Here is a 20868-nt window from a genome sequence, read left to right on the forward strand (position 1 = left end):
CCAAATAATTATGTTGAAAATTAAAAAATTACTTTTTACCGCACTTTTTTTTACTCCGCAAATTTTCTTTGCACAATACACAGACGTCATTAATTCAAACCGTCCCGGCGAAAGTATGTCTGCTTATTCAGTTGGAAAATCAGTTATTCAAGGTGAAATAGGTGTTTATGGTATTAAAGAAAAACACAATTTACTAGATTATGACGCCTCTGGTTTTGGTACAGATTTAAGCATTAGATATGGTGCTTTTCTGGAACAGCTGGAATTTGTTCTGGATGTTCAATATCAAATGGAAAACTTTGACACACCTTATACCAGCTACAAAAAAAACAATTTCAGACAAACGCTTTTAGGAGCAAAATATCTTATTTACGATCCGTACAAAAACTACAAAAGAGAAGCTAATATTTACAGCTACAAAGCCAATCGTAATTTTCAATGGCGCGAATTGATCCCGGCGGTTTCTGTTTTTGCTGGAGCTAACTTTGTTGGAGCTGATAATCCGTATTATTTTTCTCCTGATGGTGCCATTTCTCCAAAAGTTTCGTTAATTACACAAAACTTATTAGGAGGCGGATCATGGGTTTTTGTAACAAACATTTTTGCTGATTATATAAGTACAGATTACCCTAGTTATGGTTATATCTTAACTTTAACGCACGGATTTAATGACAGATGGTCTGGTTTTGTTGAAAACCAAGGGTTTAAAAGTGATTTTTACAGTGACGCAATTATTCGCGGCGGTGCAGCTTTTCTTTTATCATCAAACATGCAGGTTGATGCTTCAATAAGCACCAATTTTAAGAACACTCCTTCTGTGTTATATGGCGGAGTTGGATTCTCTTGGCGTTATGACGGATGGTACAAAGAGAAAGTTATTGAATATAAAAACAAGGAAAGAGCCAAAAAGAATATCGATAATAAAAAACCTATCGATTATCAGGAAAAAGAAAGAAAACGTAAAGCTAAATACGAATAAAATAAACAATCAAATACCTCTGTAACAAGAGCAAATACCAACTTAATGATTACAATTAAAGAAGCCAAAACCAAAAAGGAATTAACTGAGTATATCAAATTTCCGTTTTCACTTTACAAAGACAATCCATATTGGGTTCCTCCTATTATTGCTGATGAATTAGAATCATTTGATAAAACTAAAAATCCTGCTTTTGATAACGCCGAAGCTTATTTTTATCTTGCTTACAAAGACAATCAAATTGTTGGAAGAATAACAGCAATTATAAATTGGGCAGAAGTAAACAATCAGCACAAGCGAAAAGTTCGTTTTGGATGGTTTGATGTTATTGATGATATTGAGGTCACAAAAGCACTTCTTGACAAAGTATTTGAATTAGGAAGAAAACACAATCTGGAACATGCAGAAGGTCCAATGGGATTTTCGAATCTGGATAAAGTGGGAGTTCTTACAGAAGGATATGATCAGGTTGGAACTATGATTACGTGGTACAACCACCCATATTATGTAACACATTTAGAACAATTAGGATTTGCAGTAGAAAAACAATACATCGAAAGCATATTTCCTTTTTCGAATGTTAAACCTGAATTTTTCCAAAAAGCCCAGGAATTAATTAAAAAACGTTACGGGCTAAAAGCGCTTAATTTTACAAAAACCAAAGACATTATGCCTCATGTAGACAAAATGTTTGATTTGTTTAATGAATCGTATGAAAAACTGGCTTCGTTTGTAGCGATTTCTGATGTTCAAAAAGAATATTTTAAAAAGAAATATATCAGTTTTATCAATCCGGAATACATAAAATTTGTAGTTGATAAAGATGATAATTTAGTAGCTTTCAGTATCGTAATGCCAAGTTTTACAGAGGCATTACAAAAAATAAGAGGCAAATTATTTCCTTTTGGTTTTTTAAAGCTGTTAAAAGCAAAAAAACACAGCAAAGACGTAGTTTTTTATTTAATTGGAGTTCGTCCGGAATATCAAAATAAAGGTGTTACCGCTATTATTTTTGATGAATATTATAAAACTTTTTCTCAAAAGGGAATTCAAAATTGTATTAGAACTCCAGAATTACTTGAAAACAATGCCATTCACTTACTTTGGAAAAACTTTGACCCAACGATTCATTGCCAGAGAAAGACTTATTTGAAGAATCTTTAAAAAAGTTCTCTGTTCAACTTACGTGAACACTAAACACTTTGTTATAATATAAAAAAAATCCATTCGCCCCCAAAACGAATGGATTTTTCACTTTATAAACACTTCATTTATTCTACTTTACAATCTACTTTAGTAAGTGTATTTTTTGGATCAAATTTCAATTTTGTTTTGTCTTTAAAAGTCACTTTGTCATTTGCAGATACTACATCTCCATATCCTTCAATAAAGGTATTTTCTCTTTTTAAAAAAGCAACCTCTCTTACTGATGAAACCCCTTCAGAATTAAAAGTATAATCAGCAATTAAAGTATCACCTTTCATATTACCAATCAGAGTTCCTTCATTTTTATCTTTTCCTACTATATCAACCTTTAATTTTCCATTTACTTCCTGATGAGAGTTTACATTAAAACTCATCTCCATAATGCTTCCGTTTGATCTCCATTCATAACATTGATCTCCGGCAGGTTCTACAATTTCAGCCTTTTTTGGCGGACTTGGAGTAATTTGTATTGGCTCTGTTTCGGTAGCTTTTTTACAGGAAATAAGAACCGTAAAAACAAGGGCCGTTAGTGTTAGTACTTTTTTCATAATGCTGTTTTTATTTTGTGATTATGAAATAAAGTTACCTCAAATAAAAAAAATCCATTCGCATAACGAATGGATTTTTTTACATAATTCCCATGTGAGAATTTATTTTTTAAATCAATTACGAAACGTCTACTGTTGTACGTTCTGCAATTTCTTTATACGTTCCGTTTACCAGTTTCTCACGAATTGCTTCAAAAGCTGCTAATGTTTCTTTGATATCTTCTAATGTATGAGAAGCTGTTGGAATCATTCTTAACAAAATAATTCCTTTTGGAATAACAGGATATACAACAATAGAAAGGAAAATACCGTAATTTTCTCTTAAATCGTTAACCATTACCATTGCTTCTGGAATACTTCCTTCTAAATAAACTGGTGTAATACAAGTATTTGTATCTCCAATATTAAATCCTCTTTCTTTAAGACCGCTTTGTAAAGCATTTACGTTTTCCCAAAGTTTATCTTTAATTGCAGAAGACTGGCGTAATAACTCTAAACGTTTCAAAGAACCAATTGTTTGAATCATTGGTAATGCTTTTGCAAACATCTGAGAACGTAAGTTATATTTTAAGTAATCAATAACTGTTTTATCTGCTGCTACGAAAGCACCAATATTAGCCATAGATTTTGCAAAAGTAGAGAAATAAACATCAATATCTGCCTGAACTCCCTGCTCCTCACCTGCTCCTGCACCTGTTTTACCAAGTGTACCAAAACCGTGTGCATCGTCAACTAATAAACGGAAATTGTATTTTTGCTTTAATGCAACAATTTCTTTTAATTTTCCCTGCTGTCCGCGCATTCCAAAAACACCTTCGGTAATAAATAAAATACCTCCGCCTGTTTCTTCGGCCATTTTAGTAGCACGCTGCAGGTTTTTTTCCATACTTTCAAGATCATTGTGTTTGTAAGTAAAACGTTTACCCATGTGCAAACGAACACCATCAATAATACAAGCATGTGAATCTACATCATAAACAATGATATCATTTTTTGTAACCAAAGCATCAATAATAGAAACCATTCCCTGGTAACCAAAATTCAATAAATAAGCTGATTCTTTCATTACAAAAGAAGCCAGTTCATTTTCTAATTGCTCATGATAAGTAGTGTGTCCAGACATCATACGAGCACCCATTGGGTAAGCTGCACCAAACTGAGCTGCTGCATCTGTATCAGCCTTACGAACTTCTGGATGATTAGCTAAACCTAAATAATCATTTAAACTCCAGTTTAGGATATTTTTTCCATGAAATTGCATTCTAGGCCCCAACTCTCCTTCTAACTTTGGGAAAACGTAATAGCCTTCTGCCTGAGAAGCCCATTTTCCTAAAGGTCCCTTATTGTCCTGAATTCTTTCGAATAAATCTTTTACCATAATATAGTGTAGTAATTTTTTTAACTTAATCAGCGAGCAAAAATAATCATTATTATTCTAAAATTCAGACAGTCATTTATTTTTATTAAAAAATAATCAACATCCATTTTTTAACAAGATTTAACTCTGGCTTTTTTAATTTTTATAATTAGTAAATTAATTTTTTCTTTCTCTTCAAAGTATGACTTTTATCATAATAAAAGACAAATTAGTCTTTTATTTTTGATAAAAATTTTAAACCTGAAAAATAAAAACCAAGTCTTATGAAAAAGAATAACTGCATTTTAATAAAATTATTGGTTTATTCTCTTTTTGTCGTCCTGTTTTTAGGAAGCTGTAAAAAGGAAGAATCAAAAAACTATGCTGATATCATGACCGAAGGAGAAATGGAAGCAGAACTTACCTCTCCGCCTCATGTGCCAAAACCAGTAGGTAACAGAACAGCCATGAAACTAAAACTAAACATGGAAATCAAAGAACAGGAAGGTACAATGACCGATGGCGTAAAATATACCTATTGGACATTTGGGGGCTCTGTTCCGGGAAGTTTTATTAGAACTCGTGTGGGTGACGAAGTAGAATTTCACCTAAAAAACCATCCAGACAATAAACTGCCTCATAATATTGATTTACACGCCGTAACAGGTCCGGGCGGCGGAGCAACCTCATCATTAGTAGCTCCGGGGCATGAAAAAGTATTCAGCTTTAAAGTAATTAATCCTGGGCTCTATGTTTATCATTGTGCTACTGCGCCTGTTGGAATGCATATTGCAAACGGTATGTATGGTTTAATTTTGGTTGAGCCGGAAGGAGGACTTCCTCCTGTTGATAAGGAATACTATGTTATGCAGGGAGATTTTTATACTCAGGGCGAATATGGAGAAAAAGGTCTACAGCCTTTTGATATGAACAAAGCTGTAAAAGAAACTCCGGATTATGTAGTTTTTAACGGAAAAGTGGGGTCTTTAACAAATGGCGGTGAATTGACAGCAAAAGTGGGCGAAACTGTACGTTTGTTTGTTGGAAACGGCGGACCAAATTTGGTTTCTTCTTTCCACGTAATTGGTGAAATCTTCGACAGTGTTCATATAGAAGGCGGAAGTACTATCAATAAAAATGTACAAACTACTTTAATTCCTGCCGGCGGTGCCGCAATTGTAGATTTTAAAGTAGAAACTCCGGGAACTTTTATTTTGGTTGACCACTCTATTTTCAGAGCATTTAATAAAGGTGCTTTGGGAATGCTGAAAGTTGAAGGAAAAGAAAACAAAAACATCTACTCGGGAACAATTCAGGAAGGTATTTACCTGCCGGAAGGAGGAACAATTCAAAAAATGCCGGGAGGTTCAACTGCAAAAACCGCTGTTCCGAAACGTACAGTTGAAGAGAAAATTAAAATTGGAAAAGAAATCTTTGGTACAACCTGTTTTGCCTGTCATCAATCTGAAGGGCAGGGAATTCCAAGTACTTTCCCTCCTCTTGCCAAATCAGATTACTTGAATGCCGATTCTAAACGCGCTATTACAACAATATTACATGGTTTAACTGGCGAAGTAACTGTAAACGGAAAAAAATACAACAACGTAATGCCCGCTCAAAATTTATCTGATGATGAAATAGCAAACGTTCTAACTTATATCTACAACAGCTGGGGCAATAATAAAACAGAGATTACTCCAGAAATGGTAAAAGCATTAAGATAACAGCAATTCTTTAGCATGAAAATACACTTTTTCATTATTACCTTTTTTTTGATGCTCTCAGGGTTTTCAAGGGCTCAGGAAAATGGAATGGTTCCGGTAAAGGAGGGCACGTTTGTCCCTCTTTACGGAGCCTCTTCCAAAAAGCCTGTACTCGTAAAATCTTTTTATATGGATGTTTACCCAGTTACAAATGCAGAATTTTTAAATTTTATTAAAAAAAATCAGCAGTACAGTAAATCAAAAATAAAAGGAATTTTTGCAGACAAAAGTTATCTGTCGTATTGGAAAAGCGATTTTGATTTTGGAAATGCTGACTCTAAATCGCCTGTAACTAGTGTTTCATGGTTTGCTGCAAAAAAATACTGTGAATGTCAGGGAAAGCGGTTACCTACAATGGATGAATGGGAATACGCGGCTATGGCCGATGAAAAAAAAGTAGATGCCAGAACCAAAAAAGAGTTTAACGAATATATTTTATCCTGGTATGAAAAGTCCAAAACCTATGAAAATAAAATTGGGCAGACTTTTAAAAATTATTGGGGTGTTTATGATATGCACGGTTTAGTCTGGGAATGGACCTCTGACTTTAACAGCATTTTTTTATCGGGAGAATCAAGAAAAGACAAAAGCAGTGATAAGAATTTATTCTGCGGAAGCGCCTCTGTAAATGCCACCGATTTGATGGATTATGCGGCTTTTATGCGATATGCTTTTAGAGGAAGCCTTAAGGCTCAATATTCAACCCGAAATCTTGGTTTTAGATGTGCATCCAGCACAAAACCAAAACTCTAATTTTAATTTATTTTGAAATGAAAAAAATAATAATTGCTCTTTTTATCTTCTCATTTTCTTTGCAAAGCTGTAAAGAAGCCGATAAAAAAGATATTCCCGCAGAAAAAAGTAAAGACATCAGCGATTTGTCAATTTACAACCTTCCGTCAAAATGGACTACTCAGGACAATAAAGAGATAGAATTAAAAAGTCTTAAAGGAAATGTTTTGGTAATGGTTATGATTTATACAAGCTGTAAAGCTGCCTGCCCACGATTAGTTGCTGATATGCGCGATATTGAATCGAAACTCGACAAGAAAACAAAAAAGAATGTAAAACTAATTTTGGTAAGCATAGATCCAAAAACCGATACTCCGGAAAGACTTAAATCTTTTGCAATCGAAAATAAAATGAATCAGGAACCCTGGCTTTTCCTTCGTTCATCTGAAGAAAATACACGCGAATTTGCTGCTGTTTTGGCTGTTAATTACAAACAAATATCTCCGGTAGATTTTTCGCACTCAAATATTATAAGTGTATTTAATGAGGCAGGAGAACTAGTGTTTCAGCAAGAAGGTTTAGGTGTAAACAATGAAAAAACAATTGAAGCAATAAATAGGGAAGCACAAAAAATATAAAGATTACACATTTTGATTTAGGAGGAAAACAAGAGGAGATTTTTTAGGAATGGATCGACTCTTGTTTTTTGTTTTTTAATTCTGTTTAGTTTTTAGTTTCTGAGGAACATATTCTAAATTTATTACTGGATACCATCATTAAAATTAATCCAAACACCAAAAGCACGCTAAAAACAAAAATACTTTCATAATATCCTGCAAGCATTGCTTTACCAAAATAAAGAAGCGCACCCTGAAAAAAAAGCAGAATTTCGGTTGCTAAATAACCTATTATAAAAGCTTTTACTCCTATTTTCAATACTCTTGAATCAGCTGAAAGCATTTTATTCTGCAATAATATTCCAAACAAAAATCCGGTTATAATTCCCAAAGTTGTTAAATGAATAAACCCAATTACAAAATTTCGGATTTGATGCGAAACTTCGGCTAAATTGGGAGAAATCGTCAATAACTGAATTCCTGCTTTGAGAAACAACGAACATAAAGCCAAACCATAAACTGTTTTAGTTATTTTATCCAAAGAATTTTTAAAATGATGAATTTGCGGCCGCAGCATTTTATAGAAATAAACAAAAGCCGGCAGTTGAACCAAAACTCCCAGAACATTAATGTAATTCAATATATTATTTTCTACAAACCATCGTATTGGAAAAGAAACCGTTAAAAGCGTTGAAATAATAATTAAAAGATAAAATTTTCTAAAATTTACCTCATCTATTTTATTCTGAAATTGTTTTAAAAACAACGCTAAAATTGCCAGTATAAACCAGCCGTTAAACTGAAAATGCAGAAAAAACTGAATCGCAATTTGATAAAAAACACTCTGCTTGCCAAGCGTACTTACAGCCGGCCCTAAACACCAAACTCCAAAAGTCGACAAAATCATAAACAAAACAGAAGCCTGTAAAAGTCTTTGCTGCGGTGTTTTTTCTTTAGCAGTATCTTTCCAAACCAATCTGCAAAAAACATAACTCAGTAAAATATGCAGGGTCGAAAAAACAATAGAAAACAAAGCATACCCCTGAATAGGAAAAGCAATCATCATTCCGATAACCGAAAATTGTGTCAGCCAGAATAAACGATTATAAATTCGTTTTTGCCTTTTCTCCTTCGGAATAAAAAAGCGGACAATTAGAACGTAAATCATCATATATACCCAGCCCAGCATCGCGACATGAGAATGTGCGTGAAGCAGAAAACTGTAGTTTATAAAATCTAAAGGAAAAAGATACACCAGCCGCATTACTAATCCGAATACACAAGCAATCAGAAAATTAAAAAAACAGCAGAGTATCCAGGCTTTTTGAGAATTCATAAATGAATAAATTTTGTTTAAACACATAGAAACATAGATTTTGCAAGCGTTTAAAAGGCGTTTCACTTGCATGAATACATCCCGAAACTTCGGGACTATGTGTAAAAATCTAGATTTTCTCAAATCGTCTTTCAAGTTTGTTAAAATCTATGTTTCTATGTGTTTATTTTTTTTTTAGTAAAACTCAATGAGTTAAAAATAACATTTCTTCAAATAAAAAACACCGATAAATATCATTTTAAAATGTGCTATCGGTGCTTTTCGAACTATTAAAATTTATTTTTATTCTACTTCAACAAAATCTTTTTCTAAAAGAACAGCTTTTGGAAACAGGATATTATTTTCTAAATGAATGTGCTTATGTAAATCTTCTTCAAATTCCTTAAGCATTGCAAAAGTTACTTTATACGTTGTACAAGCATCTGCAGGCGGCGTGTAATGATCTGTTAAAGCAGCAATTTCTCTAAAACGCTCTCCCTCATTATCATGTTCGTGCATCATCATCGCAATTGGATTTGAAACTGAACCAAACGAAGGCTGAGATAAAATTCCGTCAGATTCTTTGGTTTTTGTCATTCTTTTCACAAAAGGGAATAAAATTAATTCCTCTTTTTTCATGTGCTGTGATAATTCGCCGGCACAGCCAATAAACAATTCGTTTATCTTAAATAACTCAGGATGATTGGCTCCGTGAACTTTACATAATTTATCTAAAAAAGCAAGCAGTGTATGTGTTTTATCTTCAACATAACGATGATGTGTTTTTTCGATATAATCTGCCAGTAAATCCAAAGGCCATGAGTTAAAATCAATCGAACCGTTGTTTTCAGACTGAATAACTTCGTGAATGTTTTGCAATAAAACATCGGCATCAATATTTTGTTTTTCGCAGACTTCGTCTACGGTTCTGTTTCCTTTGCAGCAAAAATCAATTCTGTATTTAGAGAAAACCGCAGCAGTTCTATAATCCTGAGCTACGAATGATCCTATTGTTTTGTTTTTTAAATTTTCCATGATACTCAATTTTAAATTTGTTTTTATTTTTTGTTTTTTAAGGTCAGGTCAAATACAAACCATGCCATTGTTATAAATCCGATTCCGAAAATAGAATCTCCTATCGCACGAAGCCATTTTAAGGTAATCATTGCCGGCTGCTGCATTAATTCTGATGAGCGGGCGTACCACATTCCGTGATCGATACTTTCAATTGCCTGCCACACTCCAATTGGAAGTAAACTCAATACTGCCATTAAAAACAAACCGATATTCAGCGACCAGAAAGTAATTTTCAACAGTTTTGTATTCCAGTTTACATTTCTGTATAAACTTCTTAATACAAATAATACCAGTCCAATTCCCAGCATTCCGTAAACTCCAAATAAAGCCGTATGTCCATGTAATGGCGTTGTATTTAAACCTTGTATATAATAAAGTGCAATTGGCGGGTTAATAATGAATCCGAAAATTCCGGCTCCAAGGAAATTCCAAAATGCAACAGAAATCATAAAATAAATTGGCCATTTGTAATCCGCAATCCATTGGGTTGATTTTGAGATTTTATAGTTTTGATAAGCTTCAAATCCTATTAAAGTTAAAGGCACAACTTCTAGCGCGCTGAAAGTCGCTCCAAGAGCCATAATCGCGGTTGGCGTTCCTGAGAAATACAAGTGATGGAATGTTCCTAAAATCCCTCCCGACATGAAAATAATGGTCGCAAACAATACATTTAAAGTAGCTGTTTTGGTTTTCAGCAATCCTAAACAAACAAATAAGAAAGCCATAACAACAGTTGCAAAAACTTCGAAGAAACCTTCAACCCAAAGGTGAACTACCCACCATCTCCAATATTCAGCAACGGCTAAATTGGTTTGTCTTCCCCACATTAATCCTGCGCCGTAAAACATGGCAATTGCCGTACAAGAAATCAAGAAAAGAATAATTAGGTTTTTCTCTTGTGTTTTTTTCTTTAAAATCGGGATTAAAGGGCGAATCATTAAGGCAAGCCATAAAAACAATCCAACTAAAAGGAAAATCTGCCAGAATCGCCCTAAATCAACATATTCGTAACCTTGATGACCAAACCAGAAGTTTTGCACCAAATCTAATTTCTGCATTACACCAAACCATTGTCCAGCCATTGAACCTAAAACAATAATGAGCAGGGCGATAAATAAGAAGTTGATACCAAAACATTGAAATTTAGGATCTTTACCAGAAACCGCAGGAGCAATATACAATCCAGTTGCCAGCCATGCCGTCGCAATCCAGAAAATAGCCAATTGGGTATGCCATGTACGTGTAACGGCGTAAGGCAAAATCTGATCGATTGGAATTCCGTACAAGCCGTTTCCTTCTACTCCGTAATGGGCCGTTATGATTCCAAAAGCCATTTGTAAAATCATCAGTAAACTTACAATCCAGAAGTATTTTACAACCAGTTTCATCGAAGGTGTTTTGCCCTGATTGATAATTGGATCTTCGTTTGGAAGCGGAAATTCTTCTTCTTCACCTGATTTTGCATGATAGAAAACTAAAATTCCAATACTTAAAATCAGCAGAATAATACTGACTCCAGACCATGCCAAAAGTTCTTTGGTTGCTTTGTTTCCAACTAATTCATCTGACGGCCAGTTGTGTGTATATGAAATATCAGAATCCGGACGATTAGTAACTGTTGCCCAGGCAGCCCAAAAGAAAAACGCATTCATTTTGTGCATTCTCGCATCATCTTTTATTGAGTTTTTCGGAATCGCATATTCTTCTCTCAGTTTATCAAACTTAGGATCGTTTGTAAAAAGTCCTTTGTAATATTCGCTTAAACTCTTAATAGCTGCCAAACGGTTTTCAGATATTGTAAGAACTCCTGTATTGGCATCATAGCGATTGGTTCTAAGATCTTTTTGCAGACGAATTTTTAAAGCCGATTGTTTTTCGGCATCCAAATCGTCAAACTTTTTATTAAAATCTTCTTTGGCAAATTTATCCAGTATAAAAAGTGCTTCTCTATGCAGCCAATCAGCAGTCCAGTCTGGGGCAACGTAAGCTCCGTGTCCCCAGATAGATCCTACTTCCTGGCCTCCTATACTCTGCCAGATATTCTGCCCGTCTTTAATTTCGGTTTCAGTAAAAACCACTTTTCCTGAATCGGTTATAATTTCTTTAGGAACCGGAGGCGCCTGTTGATAAATTTCATAACCATAATAACCAAGCACGGCAAATGATATACTCATTACCAATGCAAAAACGAACCATAATTTTTTTTCTCTTTTCATTTCTCTTGGGGGAAATTTATTAATAAAAGACAAAATTATCTTTTATTGGTTTTAAAAAAAACTCCAAACCTATTTTCAGCATTTGGAGTCTATATTATTTACTCAACAACTAACGTACCTTTCATCATAGCCACGTGGCCAGGGAAAGAACAGATAAACGGATATGATCCTTTTTTATCAATTGTAAATTCGATTGTATCTTCTTCTCCGCCGCCTAATAATTTAGTATGTGCAATGATAGAAGCTTTTTCAGATTCAGGAATATAATCAGTCGCTTTTGCATCATTAGCTTTTAAAGCAAATGCACTCTGGTCTGTTCCTTCCTGAAGAATTACTAAATTGTGACCCATTGCTTCTTTTGGAATTTTACCAACGTGTTTTAAAGTCAATTTAATTGGTTTTCCTGCAACTGCTTTTAATTCATTTGTATTAAACTGCATTTGGTCGTTTCCTTCAATAACCAATACATTTTCTTCAGCTGGTGCAGCTGTTGGAGCTTGTTCGCCTTCTGTAGAAGTTTCTGTTTGTTCTTCAACCGGAGCTGTTTCTTTTTTACCGCAAGAAGTTATAGTTAAAAATCCCATTAGGATCAATAGTGAAATTTTGGTTTTTGTATTCATTTTTAAGAAATTTATTTAATGTTAATCGTTTGTATTTACTGTTTTTAGAAAAAAGTCTCCTGATTTTACTCCCAAAGCAAGCTGTTCTAAAGTTGTTGTTGAAAGCATTTGTAAAAGAAGACCTCTTATTTTTTTAAATTCAAAATGCACAGGACATGGATGTTCTTCTGAACATTCTTTTAAACCAATACCGCATCCTCTGTAAATTTTATCACCGTCGATTGCATCCACAATTTGAATTAGTTTTATTGACTTTAATGCTTCCTTCGAAACTTCAAAACCTCCTCCTACTCCTTTTGCCGAATGAATAATGCCGTTTTTGGTTAAAATCTGCATAATCTTGGCAGTAAATGGTTCCGGCGAATCAATTTCTTTGGCAACATCTTTTATTCCCACCCGAATCCCTTTTGAAGATTTGGTAGCAATAAAAATAGAAGCTCTGATTCCGTACTCACACGCTTTTGAAAACATACACTGATTGGATTAATTCTTTACAAATGTATTAAAGTTTAAAATAAAAGACAAATTTATCTTTAATTAATTTTATTGAAGAAAAACCTTATTTATAATGAAACTAATTAGTACTGAAAAAACTACTTATTCGGCTTTGACTTTCTATAAAAACCAATTTTAATTTTAACTTTGAGAGTATTTAATTTTCTAATATCTAAATATGCCTTTAAGCAACTCAAAAGATTTAAAACTGGCAGTCCTGATTGATGCCGATAATGTGCCATACAGTAATGTGAAAGGTATGATGGAGGAAATTGCAAAATTTGGAACACCAACTACCAAAAGGATTTATGCAGACTGGACAAAGCCGAATGCAAATGGCTGGAAAGCCGTTTTACTAGAACATGCTATTACCCCCATACAGCAATATAGTTACACGGTTGGAAAAAATTCATCAGATTCTGCGTTGATTATTGATGCTATGGATTTGCTGTATTCCGGGAAATTAGATGGTTTCTGCATCGTTTCCAGCGACAGCGATTTTACCCGATTAGCGGTTCGATTAAGAGAATCCGGCATGAAAGTAATTGGCATTGGCGAAAAGAAAACCCCAAGTTCTTTTATCGTGGCCTGCGACCGTTTTATTTATATTGAGGTTTTGGATGGCGCAATTCAGAAGAAAAAACCAAAAGTAAACACAGCCGACACCAAAAAACCTGTGGAAAAACCTGCTGAAAAAGCACTTCATAAAGTAGATAAACAAACCATTGAACTTATTGAAGCTACAATTGAAGATATTGAAGATGATGACGGCTGGGCATTTCTAGGTGATGTCGGGAATCTGATTGTAAAGAAAAAACCAGAATTTGACCCAAGAAATTATGGCTATTCTAAGCTTACGCCAATGCTGAAATCATTGACGGATATTTTGGAAATCGACGAAAGAGAATCGGATAAAAAAGGCATAAAACACGTTTATGTGCGTTTACGATTCAACTAATTAATTTATTACCCTATTATTATTTAAAAACATGAGAAAGAAATTCTTTATTTACGGATTCTTATTGTTTCTAATTGTTGCTGCAATTTATTATTACACAGGACGAGGTTACTTACTCGTTTTTATTATCCCTCTTTTATTGATTATTGGAGCTTATAATGCTTCTCAAAAAAAACATGCTATTTTAAGGAACTTCCCTGTTTTGGGTTATTTTAGATATTTATTTGAAATGATTGCACCCGAAATTCAGCAGTATTTTATTGAAAGATCTACTGATGGAAAACCTTTTTCAAGAAACCAGCGTTCTTTAGTGTATCAAAGAGCAAAAAATATTGACTCAAGTACACCTTTTGGAACACAGCAAAACTTAAATACTGAAAGCTACGAAGGAATAAAACATTCTATTTTCCCTGCAAAAGTAAATGAAGAACTTCCGAGAGTTTTAGTTGGAGGAAAAGATTGTAAACAGCCTTATTCTGCTTCTTTGTTTAATGTTTCGGCTATGAGTTTTGGTTCTTTGAGTGAACATGCAGTACGCGCTATTAATATTGGTGCCAAAAAAGGAAATTTTTACCAAAATACAGGCGAAGGAGGTTTAACTGATTTTCATCTTGAAGGCGGCGGCGATATTACCTGGCAGATTGGAACGGGTTATTTTGGATGCCGTGATGCTGAAGGAAATTTCAGCCCTGAAAAATTCTCAGAAAAGGCAAATCTTCCTAATGTAAAAATGATCGAAATTAAGCTTTCGCAAGGTGCAAAACCAGGTCACGGAGGTGTACTTCCGGCTGCAAAGAATACTGAACAGATTGCTAAAATTAGAGGAGTTGTACCGCATACCATGATTCTTTCTCCTCCCGGACACACTGCTTTTTCTGATACAAAAGGATTAATTCAGTTTATTAAACAATTACGTGAATTATCGAATGGAAAACCAATAGGTTTTAAATTATGTATTGGAAATACAGCTGAGTTTGAAGCTATCTGCCATGAAATGATCGCCGAAGATACTTATCCTGATTTTATTACAATTGATGGTGCTGAAGGCGGAACCGGAGCTGCTCCGTTAGAATTTGCAGACGGTGTTGGAATGCCGTTTGAACCGGCTTTAATTTTCGTCAACAAAACATTAATCGGATTAAATATTCGTGATAAAATGCGCATTATAGGAAGCGGGAAAATTATTTCCGGATATTCCATTCTTCATGCTGTTGCTTTGGGTGCAGATATGTGTAACAGTGCGAGAGGTTTTATGTTCTCTTTAGGTTGCATTCAGGCTTTACGCTGTCATAATAACGAATGTCCGACTGGAGTTGCCACTCAAAACAAAATGCTGATGAAAGGTTTGGTTGTAACTGATAAATCAGATCGTGTGTATCATTTCCATAAAAATACACTTCATTCTGCTAATGAACTTTTGGCTGCGGCCGGAAAAACATCTTTTGCAGATGTTGATATCAATATCTTTATGCGAGGTGACGAGTTTACAAATCTATCAGAATTGTATTTCCCTGATAATTTAACGAACGTTACCAAACGTAACTAAAAATAAAAGCCTCTTTGGAAATTCAAAGAGGCTTTTATTTTTTATATGAAATCTTAGAGTTTTGCAGTTTCTTTATTATCTGTGGCAGCTCCGCTTTCTAAAACAGCTAATTCTTCTTTATCAACTAATTGCTGGGCTAATATTGCATTATTATAAGCCAGGAAATATACGTCAAATTTTACTCCTTCGTCGATTAGTTCTGTCGAAATCTGATTGTTTTGAATCATTTCTTTTAATAAATCAGGGAATGACTCTTTGTAGGCCGCTTTGTTAGAATCATTTTCTTCTAAATTAGTTTCAATTCTAATCTCGATTTTGTTGTCATTTAAAAATGCTTTAGCCGCTGTACTTGTAATTCCGTGTCCTTTTATTGTTGATGAATTATTATAAGTACTTACGTGCTCCTGAATTTTTTGTTTGGTATTTTTACAGCTTACCAACACTAACATTGTTACAAAAATAAATGCGATTTGGGTAATTTTTTTCATAATTTTTTGGTTTATTAGTTAATTTTTAACTCAAACATAATGAAATTAAAATAAAAAAACAACATCAAATCAGATTTTTAAAAAATGTAATTATTTAACTACAAGTCAATTACACAAAGTTTAAAATAGAAAGGATTAAACTTAGATAAACTAAAAAAAGCCTCTTTAAATAATTAAAGAGGCTTTCTGTTTTGAGCATTTTTTACATCTCAATTATTCTTTCAGTAATTCAGGCAGTGATTCTTTTGTAATCACTTCTTTTACAAAAACAGTATTATCATCTGCTAAAAAATAAGCATCAAACTGCACACCTTCGTTAACTAATTCTTCGGGAATTTGATTTTTATCGAACATATCTTTTAACAACTTGGGAAACGATATATTCGCTGCTGTTTTATTAGCGTCATTCTGCTCTAAATCAGTTTCAAAACGCAATTCAATTTTATTGTCGTTTATATAACCTCTTGCCGTAGTAAGTGTTACATTTTCAGCTTTAAAACTGGAAGCAGTTGCATTGTATTTCACTACAAATTCCTGAAGTTTTTGTTTGGTATTTTTACAGCCTGCAAGCATCAATACCATAATAATTGCAAACGAAATCTGGCTTATTTTCTTTACCATAATTTTTTATTTTATTTTTTGAAGTCTTAAAAGTGCTTCAAGATAATAATAATCTGCGTAATTTATAGAACAATCTATTTCACTTCCTGCAGGTTTGTGTCCGGTTGAATGAAGTAAAAAGGCTGAATTTACATCTCGACTCTGGTAATGATCTGAAAGTGAAACAATCATCTTTTTAGACTTTGTTAGATATTCGTTTTTTAGGTTTTTATCTTTTGTGTAAGAACTCAACTCTAAAAGTGCCGAAGAAACAATCGCCGCCGCCGAAGCATCTCTTGGAGCATTTGGAATATCAGGCGCATTAAAATCCCAATATGGAATTAAATCTTCTGTTGTAAGTTTATCTAAATAAACTCGTGTTAGTTTATGTGCAAAATCTAAAAACTTAGGATCTTTTGTTTCTCTGTAAGTCATTGTAAAACCATAAATTGCCCAAGCCTGACCACGCGCCCACATACTGTCATCACTGTATCCCTGAGCCGTTCTTCCTTTTATTTTTTTACCAGTTTCATAATCATAAATAATAACATGATAAGATGTATTATCTGGTCTGAAATGATTTGCCATTGTCGTTTCGGCATGTTTTACAGCAATATCATACAGCTTTTTGTTTCCTCCATTTTTAGATGCCCAAAATAGAAGCTCCAGATTCATCATATTATCAATAATTGTATTATGACCGCCCATTTTATTATGAGGCCAGGACAGAATCGTTCCTGCTTTTGGATTAAAAAGTGTTGCCAGAGTATCAGCTGTTTTAAGTATAATTTCTTTGTATTCCGGATTTTTTGTCAATCGATATCCGTTTCCAAAACTATTAAAAATCTGAAACCCCAAATCGTGATCAGCTGCTTTGCTGATAGATAAAGGCGTTAAGAAACGGCTGAATTTATCTGCTTCTTTTTCCCATTTTTTATCCTTTGTTGCTTCATATAAATACCATAATTCACCAGGCCAGAATCCGCTTGTCCAGTCTTTGTAACTAACAAATTTCCAGTCTTTGCTTCCATTCGGAACCGTTCTTGGTGAAGTTCCGTCATCTGGAATTACTTTTAAAGTTTTGGATGCCTGTTCTGCGCAATACTCTAATTGTTTTTGAATATTAAACGAATTGTTTTTTTGAGCATAGGTTTGGTTTCCGATAAGAAACAAAACCGCAATCAGCGTGAAAAATTTTGAATTCATGTGGTTATTTTTGATAGAAAGTTTATTAACCGATAAATTTATGAAATAAAGTAAAATCATTTAAGGTTTGTATTTTTCGTTCCCTAAAAATGTACTATTAAACTCCTTTTATCTTAGTTTATCTTAACTAACGAAGTAAACAAATAATAAACCTGTTAAATCAGTATCATCTGTGTGCTGTTTAATATAAATTTGTTTAAACAAAACCAGTCTAAACTTGAAATCCAGAATCTATTATTTCACCCTTTTTCTATTCATCATTTTTATTGGAATCTGCTCCAGAAAAACAACATTTGCCCCATTATGGATTGGAGACTTTCTGTACGCTGTGATGATTTATTTTTTGGTTCGAATATTTCTTCCATTTAAGAATGCTTTTTCAATTGCATTACTTTCGCTTTTGATTTGCTATTGCATTGAATTTTTACAATTGTATCAAGGTGAATGGATGATCAAACTTAGAAAGACACTTTTTGGCAGATATGTTTTAGGACAGGGATTTCTTTGGGAAGATATTCTGGCTTATACTTTTGGAATTTTTACGGTTTTTGTTTTTGAAAAAATAATTTTGAATTATTTCAATCAAAAGTCTGTGTGATTTTTTCGATGTTTAAACTGTTTGCCATTGCCATAAATATTTGATAATACGTTCCTTTATTATCATACAATTCATCATGGGTTCCCTTTTCAACGCATCGTCCTTTTTCTAAAACAATAATGTTCGACGCATCGATAATTTGAGAAATACTGTGCGAAATTATAATTACAGTTCGGTCTTTTTTAATGGCATCGAGAGATTTTTTTATTTGTTCTGTTGCAATGGCATCTAAACTGGCAGTTGGTTCATCCAGAAAAATAATTGGCGGATTTTTAAGAAAAAGTCTTGCAATCGCAATTCGCTGCTGCTGCCCGCCCGAAAGCAAATGCGCATCAGAATCATAACCTTTTGGCAGTTGTATTACCTGCTCATGAATATAAGCTTGTTTTGCCGCTTCGATAATTTCCGGGTGTGAAGCTTCGGGATTTCCGTATAAAATATTTTCTGCAATAGTTCCTTTAAAAATATGATTCTTCTGCAAAACCAAACCAATGTTTTTACGTAAAAAGTCGGTATCATAATCTACTAAATCAACTCCATCTAAAAATATTTGTCCTGATGATGGCAGGTAAAATTTATCTAATAAATTAATAAAAGTGCTTTTTCCGGCGCCGCTTAATCCTACCAAAGCAGTAGTTTCATTAGGTTTTACCGTAAAATTAATATCATAAAGCGCCTGAGTGCCGTTTGGGTAAACAAAGTCTACATTTTTAACCTCGATCAATCCTGAAATTTTTTCAGGCATATAATTACCGCTGGTTTCAATTTCCTTATCTGATTCTAAAATATCAAAGAAACCTTCTGAATAAATTAAAGCATCATTTACCTCGTCATAAATTCGATGCAATTGCCTGATTGGAGACGAAACATTATTAAACAACATAATATGAAACATTATGGCACCAATTGTCATTTGATTATTCAGCACAAAATAAGCTGTCAAAATAATGATAATCACGACTCCTATCTGCTCGACAAAACTTTTAATACTTTCAAAAATAAAACTGGTTTTTCTGGTTTCCAGCTGATTTTCTGTCATTTCATACTGAATTTTTTCATGGCGATCTGCTTCGGTCGATTCGCGAACAAAAGATTTAATTACAGTTATAGATTCAATTAAGCTAATAATTCCGTTATTTTTAGTTTCACGGTAATTTCGCATTCTTCTCCTAAAACCACTTAATTTCGTGGCTTGCAATTGGCTGATGTAAAAATAAATAGGAATAATACACAAACTAACCAATCCTACATACACATTGGCATAAAACATAATTACCAAAGCCACAAAAGCGTTGGCAAACAAAGGCAGAATATCAATGAAAAAGTTCTGAACCAGTCGTGTTAAACTGCTAATGCCCAGATCGATTCTCGTTTGAAGTTTTCCGCTTTCATTTTCATCCGAAGTATAAAATTCCATTCTATAACTTAGAATTTTTTCTACAATTGTCTGTGATATATCTCGTGTGATAAAAATACGAAGTTTTTCTCCATAGAATTTCTGCCCAAACTGCACCACAGAATTAACCAATTCTTTAGTTAACAATACAACACTAATAATACCAAGTAAATGAAATCCTTTGGATAATGGTTCGTGGGCAACCATTAAATTATTTATAGTATCGACGGTATATTTTAAAATTACAGCATTTACCTGCGCCGCAAACGAACCTAAAAATGTAAGCAGTAAAGTGGCAATTACCATTTTTTTGTAAGGTTTTACAAATGGCAGGATTTTTTTATATAAAACAGATAATTGCATTTATTTTATTTTTAGGCAGTATATCAAATATAAGAATTCTAAATTTGTGTTGAAATCATTTAAACACTTAATTCTATGAAACTCGTTTTCGCTTCAAACAACAAAAATAAAATTGCAGAAATACAAAGCATGCTTCCTGAAAGTATTACAATATTAAGTTTAGAAGATATTAATTGTTTAGAAGATATTCCTGAAACTGCAGATACAATTGAAGGAAATGCCATTTTGAAAGCGGATTACGTAACACAAAAGTATGGTTACGATTGTTTTGCAGATGATACTGGACTGGAAGTAGATGCTATAAATGGAGAACCCGGAGTGTATTCTGCACGTTACGCAGGCGAGCAAAAAAATGCCGACGATAACATGAATAAACTTTTAAAGACATTAGAAAACAACAAAAATCGAAGCGCTCAGTTTAAAACCGTTATCACTTTAAACCTGGAAGGAAAGCAATATTTATTTACTGGAATTGCAAAAGGAGAAATTACAGAAACCAAAACAGGTACAAATGGTTTTGGATACGACCCAATTTTCAAACCTGAAAATTTTGACAAAACCTTTGCAGAACTGCCTTTGGAAATAAAAAACTCCATTGGACATCGCGGAAAAGCAGTTCAGCAACTAATTGATTTCCTGACTACCACAAAATAATTGTTTCAAATACAACATTTTAAAGCTCAAATTTTACATTTTCAGACGTGTTTTTGGGGCAAATTCTGGATTTTTTACAAAAAATCATTTTACCTAAATCGTAACTTTTTGATAATCAAATCATAACAAATGTA

At 33.6% G+C, this 20868-nt stretch carries 20 protein-coding genes; 9 read left to right on the forward strand and 11 right to left on the reverse strand.

Going from position 1 to position 20868, the window contains the following annotated elements:
• Window positions 1-10: 10 nt before the first annotated feature.
• A complete protein-coding gene (locus ACTJIW_RS06235; protein ID WP_073409672.1) occupies window positions 11-979 on the forward strand; it encodes a transporter in 969 nt (322 codons plus the stop codon).
• Between the two features lie 45 nt (window positions 980-1024).
• Entirely contained in the window at window positions 1025-2143 is a 1119-nt protein-coding gene (locus ACTJIW_RS06240; RefSeq protein ID WP_440714957.1) for a GTP cyclohydrolase, read from the forward strand.
• Window positions 2144-2250: 107 nt separating this feature from the next.
• On the opposite strand, the gene ACTJIW_RS06245 is transcribed toward ACTJIW_RS06240, so the two are convergent.
• Window positions 2251-2733 carry a hypothetical protein gene (locus ACTJIW_RS06245; RefSeq protein ID WP_012024486.1) on the reverse strand — a complete coding sequence of 161 codons (483 nt, stop codon included), beginning with the start codon at window positions 2731-2733 and terminating at the stop codon, window positions 2251-2253.
• A 118-nt stretch (window positions 2734-2851) separates the two neighbouring features.
• Entirely contained in the window at window positions 2852-4111 is a 1260-nt protein-coding gene (locus ACTJIW_RS06250) for an aminotransferase class I/II-fold pyridoxal phosphate-dependent enzyme (RefSeq protein WP_012024485.1), read from the reverse strand.
• A gap of 263 nt (window positions 4112-4374) precedes the next feature.
• On the opposite strand from ACTJIW_RS06250, the gene nirK reads away from it, so the two are divergent.
• The 3 genes from nirK to ACTJIW_RS06265 are packed head-to-tail and all read left to right on the forward strand — an operon-like array spanning window position 4375 to window position 7223.
• Entirely contained in the window at window positions 4375-5814 is a 1440-nt protein-coding gene (nirK, locus tag ACTJIW_RS06255; protein WP_149207968.1) for a copper-containing nitrite reductase, read from the forward strand.
• A 15-nt stretch (window positions 5815-5829) separates the two neighbouring features.
• Entirely contained in the window at window positions 5830-6606 is a 777-nt protein-coding gene (locus ACTJIW_RS06260; protein ID WP_440714956.1) for a formylglycine-generating enzyme family protein, read from the forward strand.
• 17 nt (window positions 6607-6623) lie between these two features.
• Complete coding sequence (locus ACTJIW_RS06265; protein ID WP_121361745.1) at window positions 6624-7223, forward strand: SCO family protein; 600 nt, start codon at window positions 6624-6626, stop codon at window positions 7221-7223.
• 85 nt (window positions 7224-7308) lie between these two features.
• Here the strand turns inward: ACTJIW_RS06265 and ACTJIW_RS06270 are convergent, their stop codons facing one another.
• The 5 genes from ACTJIW_RS06270 to ACTJIW_RS06290 form a co-directional block, all read right to left on the reverse strand.
• A complete protein-coding gene (locus ACTJIW_RS06270) occupies window positions 7309-8538 on the reverse strand; it encodes a hypothetical protein (protein WP_440714955.1) in 1230 nt (409 codons plus the stop codon).
• A 282-nt stretch (window positions 8539-8820) separates the two neighbouring features.
• Window positions 8821-9552 (reverse strand): iron-sulfur cluster repair di-iron protein, encoded by a 732-nt coding sequence (gene ric / locus ACTJIW_RS06275; protein WP_121361747.1) that lies wholly within the window; start codon window positions 9550-9552, stop codon window positions 8821-8823.
• Between the two features lie 23 nt (window positions 9553-9575).
• A complete protein-coding gene (locus tag ACTJIW_RS06280; protein ID WP_440714954.1) occupies window positions 9576-11810 on the reverse strand; it encodes a nitric-oxide reductase large subunit in 2235 nt (744 codons plus the stop codon).
• 98 nt (window positions 11811-11908) lie between these two features.
• Window positions 11909-12430 carry an azurin gene (gene azu / locus ACTJIW_RS06285; RefSeq protein WP_121361749.1) on the reverse strand — a complete coding sequence of 174 codons (522 nt, stop codon included), beginning with the start codon at window positions 12428-12430 and terminating at the stop codon, window positions 11909-11911.
• A 21-nt stretch (window positions 12431-12451) separates the two neighbouring features.
• Window positions 12452-12901, reverse strand: coding sequence for an RrF2 family transcriptional regulator (locus ACTJIW_RS06290; protein WP_012024477.1), 450 nt, complete (start codon window positions 12899-12901; stop codon window positions 12452-12454).
• A 202-nt stretch (window positions 12902-13103) separates the two neighbouring features.
• On the opposite strand from ACTJIW_RS06290, the gene ACTJIW_RS06295 reads away from it, so the two are divergent.
• On the forward strand, window positions 13104-13883 hold the full coding sequence (locus ACTJIW_RS06295; RefSeq protein WP_012024476.1) for an NYN domain-containing protein: 780 nt from the start codon (window positions 13104-13106) through the stop codon (window positions 13881-13883).
• A 31-nt stretch (window positions 13884-13914) separates the two neighbouring features.
• A complete protein-coding gene (locus ACTJIW_RS06300) occupies window positions 13915-15429 on the forward strand; it encodes an FMN-binding glutamate synthase family protein (protein ID WP_012024475.1) in 1515 nt (504 codons plus the stop codon).
• Between the two features lie 53 nt (window positions 15430-15482).
• Here the strand turns inward: ACTJIW_RS06300 and ACTJIW_RS06305 are convergent, their stop codons facing one another.
• From ACTJIW_RS06305 to ACTJIW_RS06315, 3 genes are all read right to left on the reverse strand, one after another.
• Window positions 15483-15917 carry a hypothetical protein gene (locus ACTJIW_RS06305; protein ID WP_440714953.1) on the reverse strand — a complete coding sequence of 145 codons (435 nt, stop codon included), beginning with the start codon at window positions 15915-15917 and terminating at the stop codon, window positions 15483-15485.
• Between the two features lie 213 nt (window positions 15918-16130).
• Window positions 16131-16538, reverse strand: a complete 408-nt coding sequence (locus tag ACTJIW_RS06310; protein WP_012024473.1) for a hypothetical protein — start codon at window positions 16536-16538, stop codon at window positions 16131-16133.
• 6 nt (window positions 16539-16544) lie between these two features.
• A complete protein-coding gene (locus ACTJIW_RS06315; RefSeq protein ID WP_440714952.1) occupies window positions 16545-17723 on the reverse strand; it encodes a glycoside hydrolase family 88 protein in 1179 nt (392 codons plus the stop codon).
• A gap of 217 nt (window positions 17724-17940) precedes the next feature.
• On the opposite strand from ACTJIW_RS06315, the gene ACTJIW_RS06320 reads away from it, so the two are divergent.
• On the forward strand, window positions 17941-18321 hold the full coding sequence (locus ACTJIW_RS06320; RefSeq protein ID WP_440714951.1) for a DUF2809 domain-containing protein: 381 nt from the start codon (window positions 17941-17943) through the stop codon (window positions 18319-18321).
• Here the strand turns inward: ACTJIW_RS06320 and ACTJIW_RS06325 are convergent.
• Window positions 18302-20080: an ABC transporter ATP-binding protein gene (locus ACTJIW_RS06325; protein WP_440714950.1), complete on the reverse strand. Its 1779-nt coding sequence runs from the start codon at window positions 20078-20080 to the stop codon at window positions 18302-18304. The two genes, ACTJIW_RS06320 and ACTJIW_RS06325, sit on opposite strands and share 20 nt — an antisense overlap.
• 75 nt (window positions 20081-20155) lie before the next feature.
• On the opposite strand from ACTJIW_RS06325, the gene ACTJIW_RS06330 reads away from it, so the two are divergent.
• Complete coding sequence (locus ACTJIW_RS06330) at window positions 20156-20734, forward strand: non-canonical purine NTP diphosphatase (protein WP_440714949.1); 579 nt, start codon at window positions 20156-20158, stop codon at window positions 20732-20734.
• Window positions 20735-20868: the final 134 nt, after the last annotated feature.

It is taken from the genome of Flavobacterium sp. 22659 (assembly GCF_052044235.1).
Taxonomy (GTDB): Bacteria; Bacteroidota; Bacteroidia; order Flavobacteriales; family Flavobacteriaceae; genus Flavobacterium; species Flavobacterium johnsoniae.

Bases quoted from the DNA above. Each gene is read 5' to 3' on its own strand.
- ACTJIW_RS06235 (WP_073409672.1), top strand. From the start codon at position 11: ATGTTGAAAATTAAAAAATTACTTTTTACCGCACTTTTTTTTACTCCG.
- ACTJIW_RS06240 (WP_440714957.1), top strand. From the start codon at position 1,025: ATGATTACAATTAAAGAAGCCAAAACCAAAAAGGAATTAACTGAGTAT.
- ACTJIW_RS06245 (WP_012024486.1), bottom strand. From the start codon at position 2,733: ATGAAAAAAGTACTAACACTAACGGCCCTTGTTTTTACGGTTCTTATT.
- ACTJIW_RS06250 (WP_012024485.1), bottom strand. From the start codon at position 4,111: ATGGTAAAAGATTTATTCGAAAGAATTCAGGACAATAAGGGACCTTTA.
- nirK (WP_149207968.1), top strand. From the start codon at position 4,375: ATGAAAAAGAATAACTGCATTTTAATAAAATTATTGGTTTATTCTCTT.
- ACTJIW_RS06260 (WP_440714956.1), top strand. From the start codon at position 5,830: ATGAAAATACACTTTTTCATTATTACCTTTTTTTTGATGCTCTCAGGG.
- ACTJIW_RS06265 (WP_121361745.1), top strand. From the start codon at position 6,624: ATGAAAAAAATAATAATTGCTCTTTTTATCTTCTCATTTTCTTTGCAA.
- ACTJIW_RS06270 (WP_440714955.1), bottom strand. From the start codon at position 8,538: ATGAATTCTCAAAAAGCCTGGATACTCTGCTGTTTTTTTAATTTTCTG.
- ric (WP_121361747.1), bottom strand. From the start codon at position 9,552: ATGGAAAATTTAAAAAACAAAACAATAGGATCATTCGTAGCTCAGGAT.
- ACTJIW_RS06280 (WP_440714954.1), bottom strand. From the start codon at position 11,810: ATGAAAAGAGAAAAAAAATTATGGTTCGTTTTTGCATTGGTAATGAGT.
- azu (WP_121361749.1), bottom strand. From the start codon at position 12,430: ATGAATACAAAAACCAAAATTTCACTATTGATCCTAATGGGATTTTTA.
- ACTJIW_RS06290 (WP_012024477.1), bottom strand. From the start codon at position 12,901: ATGTTTTCAAAAGCGTGTGAGTACGGAATCAGAGCTTCTATTTTTATT.
- ACTJIW_RS06295 (WP_012024476.1), top strand. From the start codon at position 13,104: ATGCCTTTAAGCAACTCAAAAGATTTAAAACTGGCAGTCCTGATTGAT.
- ACTJIW_RS06300 (WP_012024475.1), top strand. From the start codon at position 13,915: ATGAGAAAGAAATTCTTTATTTACGGATTCTTATTGTTTCTAATTGTT.
- ACTJIW_RS06305 (WP_440714953.1), bottom strand. From the start codon at position 15,917: ATGAAAAAAATTACCCAAATCGCATTTATTTTTGTAACAATGTTAGTG.
- ACTJIW_RS06310 (WP_012024473.1), bottom strand. From the start codon at position 16,538: ATGGTAAAGAAAATAAGCCAGATTTCGTTTGCAATTATTATGGTATTG.
- ACTJIW_RS06315 (WP_440714952.1), bottom strand. From the start codon at position 17,723: ATGAATTCAAAATTTTTCACGCTGATTGCGGTTTTGTTTCTTATCGGA.
- ACTJIW_RS06325 (WP_440714950.1), bottom strand. From the start codon at position 20,080: ATGCAATTATCTGTTTTATATAAAAAAATCCTGCCATTTGTAAAACCT.
- ACTJIW_RS06330 (WP_440714949.1), top strand. From the start codon at position 20,156: ATGAAACTCGTTTTCGCTTCAAACAACAAAAATAAAATTGCAGAAATA.